This window comes from Pseudomonas mandelii (assembly GCF_002251635.1).
Lineage (GTDB): Bacteria > Pseudomonadota > Gammaproteobacteria > Pseudomonadales > Pseudomonadaceae > Aquipseudomonas > Aquipseudomonas mandelii_B.
The window spans coordinates 1-4,969 of the sequence record NZ_NMOJ01000044.1; the positions used below are offsets into that span (position 1 = coordinate 1).

Annotated in this window: 5 protein-coding genes; 1 reads left to right on the top strand and 4 read right to left on the bottom strand. The window is 53.6% G+C overall.

The window, feature by feature from the left end:
- Positions 1-90: 90 nt before the first annotated feature.
- The 3 genes from B7L09_RS06500 to srmL all read right to left on the bottom strand — a co-directional run bounded on the left by B7L09_RS06500 (position 91) and on the right by srmL (position 2,997).
- Positions 91-1,065, bottom strand: coding sequence for a FecR family protein (locus B7L09_RS06500; RefSeq protein WP_094468220.1), 975 nt, complete (start codon positions 1,063-1,065; stop codon positions 91-93).
- 40 nt (positions 1,066-1,105) lie between these two features.
- Positions 1,106-1,606: a sigma-70 family RNA polymerase sigma factor gene (locus B7L09_RS06505; protein WP_094468221.1), complete on the bottom strand. Its 501-nt coding sequence runs from the start codon at positions 1,604-1,606 to the stop codon at positions 1,106-1,108.
- Positions 1,607-1,848: 242 nt separating this feature from the next.
- A complete protein-coding gene (gene srmL, locus B7L09_RS06510) occupies positions 1,849-2,997 on the bottom strand; it encodes a PheS-related mystery ligase SrmL (RefSeq protein WP_042932205.1) in 1,149 nt (382 codons plus the stop codon).
- Positions 2,998-3,451: 454 nt separating this feature from the next.
- Here srmL and B7L09_RS06515 point away from each other — a divergent pair, with 454 nt between their 5' ends.
- Positions 3,452-4,375, top strand: a complete 924-nt coding sequence (locus B7L09_RS06515; protein ID WP_042932206.1) for a CgnE/CgnB domain-containing protein — start codon at positions 3,452-3,454, stop codon at positions 4,373-4,375.
- A 190-nt stretch (positions 4,376-4,565) separates the two neighbouring features.
- On the opposite strand, the gene B7L09_RS06520 is transcribed toward B7L09_RS06515, so the two are convergent.
- Entirely contained in the window at positions 4,566-4,928 is a 363-nt protein-coding gene (locus tag B7L09_RS06520) for a DUF6124 family protein (RefSeq protein WP_094468222.1), read from the bottom strand.
- Positions 4,929-4,969 lie beyond the last annotated feature (41 nt).

Genomic DNA, 4,969 nt, shown 5'->3' on the forward strand with positions numbered 1-4,969 from the left:
GATCGCAAGAGTGCGCGACTGTTAATGCAAACCAGTTGCAGTTGCAGAAGAAGACGTAGAACTCAAAAAAAACCTGAATCGGTTTGGAAATTAATTGGAAATTATTTCCTGACTGCCATCATCGAGGGTCCGCACGGCCACCGGCAGAATGCTCGGCAAGGCCTTGAGCAGCGCGTCGGTATTGTCGGATTTGAACACGCTGGTCAGGCGCAGATTGCCCACTTTGTCGTTGCCGACCGTCAGTGGCTTCTCGCGGTAGCGCGAGACTTCTGCGGCGACCTCGCTGAGGCTGGCGTTGTTGAACACCAGTTTGCCGCTGCGCCACGCGGTCAGTTCTGCCGGATTGACTGCGTATGCGGCAGCAACCATGCCCTTGGCATCGACGCGAGTGCCGAGGCCTGCGGTGAGGCTGATGACATCCGGTCCCTGGCCCTGAACCTTGACCGTGCCCTGCTCCACCGCAACCCGGGTTTCCGTGAGATCGCGACGCACATCGAAGCGCGTGCCGGTGACCGTCACCTTGCCGCTGCCCGCCTCGACTACAAACGGGCGGCTTGTATCGTGTTCGACGCTGAACATGGCTTCGCCTTCGGTCAACTCGATGCCACGACGGTCCTTTTCATAGCGCACCTTAATGCGGCTGCGGCTGTTCAAGTCGATCACCGAGCCGTCGGGCAACGCCACATGACGGCGCTCGCCCAACGCCGTGGAATATTCGGCGGTATAAATCGCCGGGTGATTCAAGCCGCTGAACAGCCCCAACCCGAGCGCCATGGCCAGCACACTGGCCGCCACCGCGTAACGCACCAGCGGCTGGCGTTTACGCCGGGCCGGCGGAGTTTCGCACAGGGCTTGCAGACGCTTGGCGGGCAGCAGATCGGCCGCCGTCCACAGGCCCTGAAGCAGTTGAAATTCGTCGCGATGCTGAGGGTGTTCAGCCAGCCAGGCTTCGAAACGCCGGTATTCCTCGACGTCCACAGCCGGTTCCTGCAGACGCACAAACCACCGCGCCGCGTCGTCGCGAACCGTTGTTTGCCCGCACGCACAAGCACGAGTATCCGTCATGGAAGTTCCTGTCTGGCTGGGGATGAGAAGGCGCGGCCGATCATGGGTGCTGTCCGTCGAGGCGGTCGCGCAGATGCCGCAAGGTGCGGATCATATACTTTTCCACCATGTTCTTGGACAGTCCCAGGCGTTCGGCGATTTCCGACTGGGTCAGGCCTTCGATCTTCTGCCAGACAAACACCTTGCGGCAGTTGACCGGCAGCTCGGTGAGCGCCCGCTCGATGGAATCAGCCAACTGGATCGCATGCATGAAATGCTCCGGGTCGCCGGACGACGACGCACTGTGATCAACCGCCTCCGACTCCATGGCACCCCGCCGGTCCTCACGCCGATAACCATCCACCGCGATATTGCGCGCTGTCTGGTGCAAATACGCCCGGGGTTGCTCCACCGCCGACGAATCGGACTCAAGCACCCGCACGAAGGTGTCGTGGGCCAGATCCTCAGCCTGCTGACGATTTCTCAGGCGACGGGTCCAGGTGCCAATCAACTCTTCGTAATGCTCGAAAAAGCCTGTTCTGCGGGGCGGCTGAGGNGTCATNGCAGTGTGCTGTGGAGACGGGGCGTGAATAGTAATGCTTCCTATTAAGGGGAAGCAATGGATTCCACATCGTCGGGGTTGCCGTTAGTCAGTCAAGCCAACAGCCCCCGTTGCAGGGGCCGTCGCAAACCTCTGGATCAGTGCGCGATGCAACAAGCCGAAGACGGGCGTCAGGTGGTGGGGAGTTTTCGGATTTAAGGGTGATGGTGCCTGGCATCAATGAATACGCGGGTAGGTTAGTTTTAGGCTTTTGGCAGATCCATTCGATAACCAGCCCCCGGCGCTCCTTCATGCATCGCCGCCTGAATGTCCGCATACAAAGCGTTCGCCTCCGCAGTAGTGATCGATCGCGAACAATCACGCAGCACCACGCGCAAAAGCACATTTTCCTGGCCCGGCAGCAGCCCGAGTCGTTCAATCGCCTGCGCGGGTAAATCCGAGAATGCCCAACGCCCCTTGATCTGCATCTCCTCGATCCAATCAGAACAGTCACCCGCCGCCTGCAACATTCTCTCGGTCAACACCTCCTCGCTCAGCCCGGGCGTAACCGCCAACGAAATGTCACGAGCAATCGATGGCAAACGTGATACCGGGGCCCATGGATTCAGATCATGCATCTGCGCCTGCACTCGTACGTTCTGATCTCGCAGCAAGCGAATATCCGGGATACCTTTGCGCAACATCGTCAGCCGATCCAGCCCCATCCCAAGCGCCAACCCTCCATGACGCTGCGGATCAATCTTCAAGCGCTCCAACAAAGACCTCGCTATACGGCCGCACTCCAGTACTTCAACCGGAGCACCGTCATTCACCACATTCACTTCGATTCCACCCTCCGTGTAGTGATGCGGACTGTCGCTGTAGACCCAGGATTTTTCAGGAACAGCAGACTTGAGGATGTCGCCGACCAGACGCAACAGCTGTTCATGCGTCGACAGCTCCGGATCACCCAATACCCAGACATCCATCTGATGTGGCTCCGCGCAATGCCAACGATCCCGGCTATCACGACGGAAAGTTATACCCGGCGCGGCCAGCAAGATCGTTTGCCCCGGTTGCCGCACTTGAGCCGCTCGCTGAAGCGCGGCCGGAATCTGGCTGGTGGTTTGTGTTCTCAACAGCGAGTATTCATCGACCCAACGGGTGTGCTCACTCCCTAGCGTGACCTCTGCCGGGTCATAGCCGAGTAATCCGTAATTTTCCTCGGCGGAGACAATTCGCGGCCCCGTTTGCAGTTGAGCCTGAGGCCAACCTTTTTCGGCAAGTCCTTGGAGTATTTCAGTTAGCAGGAGCCGGACGGAATGGTCGGGATTGTTTGATTCGGTTAGATCAACCATTAACAGGGCTTGATGAACAGATGTATCCGTCAGATATTTCTTTGATGCATGCACTATACAACCCTCTCTACAATTGAATATCGAGCTAAAAAACCAAGCCCACAAATAAACCTAACGACACAAGATCATTGACCACAACCAAAAAAAGCAATATTTCAGATTATCAGAACAAGACTACAGACCAACCTTACATAAATAACCGATTTGAACACCCCAAGTATCTTCATAGCCAAAACAATTCTAAAAAACCTCAAACAAACTATTTATCACATCAAGAAACTCTGTATTAATTTATGCACTCCCGAGAAATTCAGGGAGCAAAAACCAAAAAATGAAAAAGGATGATCAAATGAAAAACAAAAAAAACGTCAAAGAGAAACTTAACCGGATCACTTCTGGCCCGGAAAATTTCGGATGGGCGCCGCTGGCTTGGGCTCACACTGAAGACTAAATAAGTCTAATGCACGGCAAGCTTTCTTGCCGTGCATTAGAGAATCAGGAGGGTTTTATGTCACCATCGAATATGATATCGACACTCTTTGACCGTGAAAAACCATCAATCATCGCGGACTCAGAAGACTTCCTCAGAGAATGTGCGCTCCTAGGATTCAGCACGGCCAATATTACTGAGCTACAGAAACTACAAAAAAACAGTATTGTGTTTTCTTTTAGTAATGACGCTGAAAAAAAAACGTTCGAACTGGCAAAAAACACAGAAAGCAAAAAAAGCGTTTTCTGCGCGACTCAAGTGTTCGAGCCCACCACAGCAATTGCACTCTATAGCTTGAATCTTTTGCTAAGCAGCAATTTTGAACGTGCATTGCACACACAGCGCTCCGTGTTAAACATGCTTAATTCGAACGAGAAGTTTTTCCTGTCTGGTAACGACGCCGATGCGCAAGTCTCAATTTCTCCACACGCTCAGCCTTACGCACTGCTCGCTGAAGACGTGTCAGGTGATTTCGTTCAGTCCGTAGCTGAGTTTTTTGAAGTTCACTACGCACACATGGACCCACAAGAGCTTTGCCCGTTTTCTTTTTCGGGCACATTAAAAATTGCGGGAATATTGACCGTACTTAGAAAGCCCAACCCGAAACTACCAGAGGGTTTGAAGACTCCACTTAAATGGCTGAGCGATCAAATATCGAAAGATGGGGCGCTCTTATCAATTGAAGACAACACCATCACGTCACTTCAAGTAAACAATGAGGAGCACGTTAAACTTCTGGATCTTGCAGCGGGTTCTCGCGGACTTAAACTGACGGAGTTCGCCATCGGAGTCAACGAGGCCATTGCTTCAAACATTGACTACAGAATCAACTCACAAATGAATGAAGGCATCAGCGGGATTCACTTAGCTATCGGTGATGGTTCTTCTGGTTATCACATCGACTTCCTTAGTCCAGCAGTGAGCGTATATCCCGAGAATTAGTGGTTTATTAGTGCGGAAGTTACAGATACCTGCTTTATATCTCCTATAAGGGTGATGGTGCCTGGTCTATCGCCATCGCGGGCAAGCCACGCTCCCACAGGTTTTGTGGCGTTCACTTATTTTGTGATCACCTCAAATCCTGTGGGAGCGTGGCTTGCCCGCGAAGAACGATAACGCGGTATTAAGGTGATTACTTCGGCACTTCGACGTTATCCATCATCCGGTTCACCGCCAGTTCCGCCTGCATGATGATCTGCTGGATACCCAGCGCCGTATGCCGATGCGGTCCTTCCAGGTAGGCCGCGAAATCGGCAGTCATGACGCTGGCCGAGGCCAGTGATTCGCAGGTGTGTGCCAGCAGGTCTTCGTCTTTGATGTCCGGTGCGATCATGAACATGGTGCTCGGTTTTCGAATGACCGGGATTTTGAGGGCTGCGGGGTTGAGGTAATGGTCGAGGGCGCGTTCGGCGGCTTCGTGGAGCTTTTTGGAATCGAGTGATTCGTAGGGGGATGCCGGATCAGTGTCTGGCGGGTTTGGAGTTATTTTGCACATATTTATTCGTTCCTGAATGGGCAGCCTCGCCTCGCTACTAA

Coding starts and splice junctions, on each gene's coding strand:
- B7L09_RS06500 (WP_094468220.1), bottom strand. CDS start 1,065: ATGACGGATACTCGTGCTTGTGCGTGCGGGCAAACAACGGTTCGCGAC.
- B7L09_RS06515 (WP_042932206.1), top strand. CDS start 3,452: ATGTCACCATCGAATATGATATCGACACTCTTTGACCGTGAAAAACCA.
- B7L09_RS06520 (WP_094468222.1), bottom strand. CDS start 4,928: ATGTGCAAAATAACTCCAAACCCGCCAGACACTGATCCGGCATCCCCC.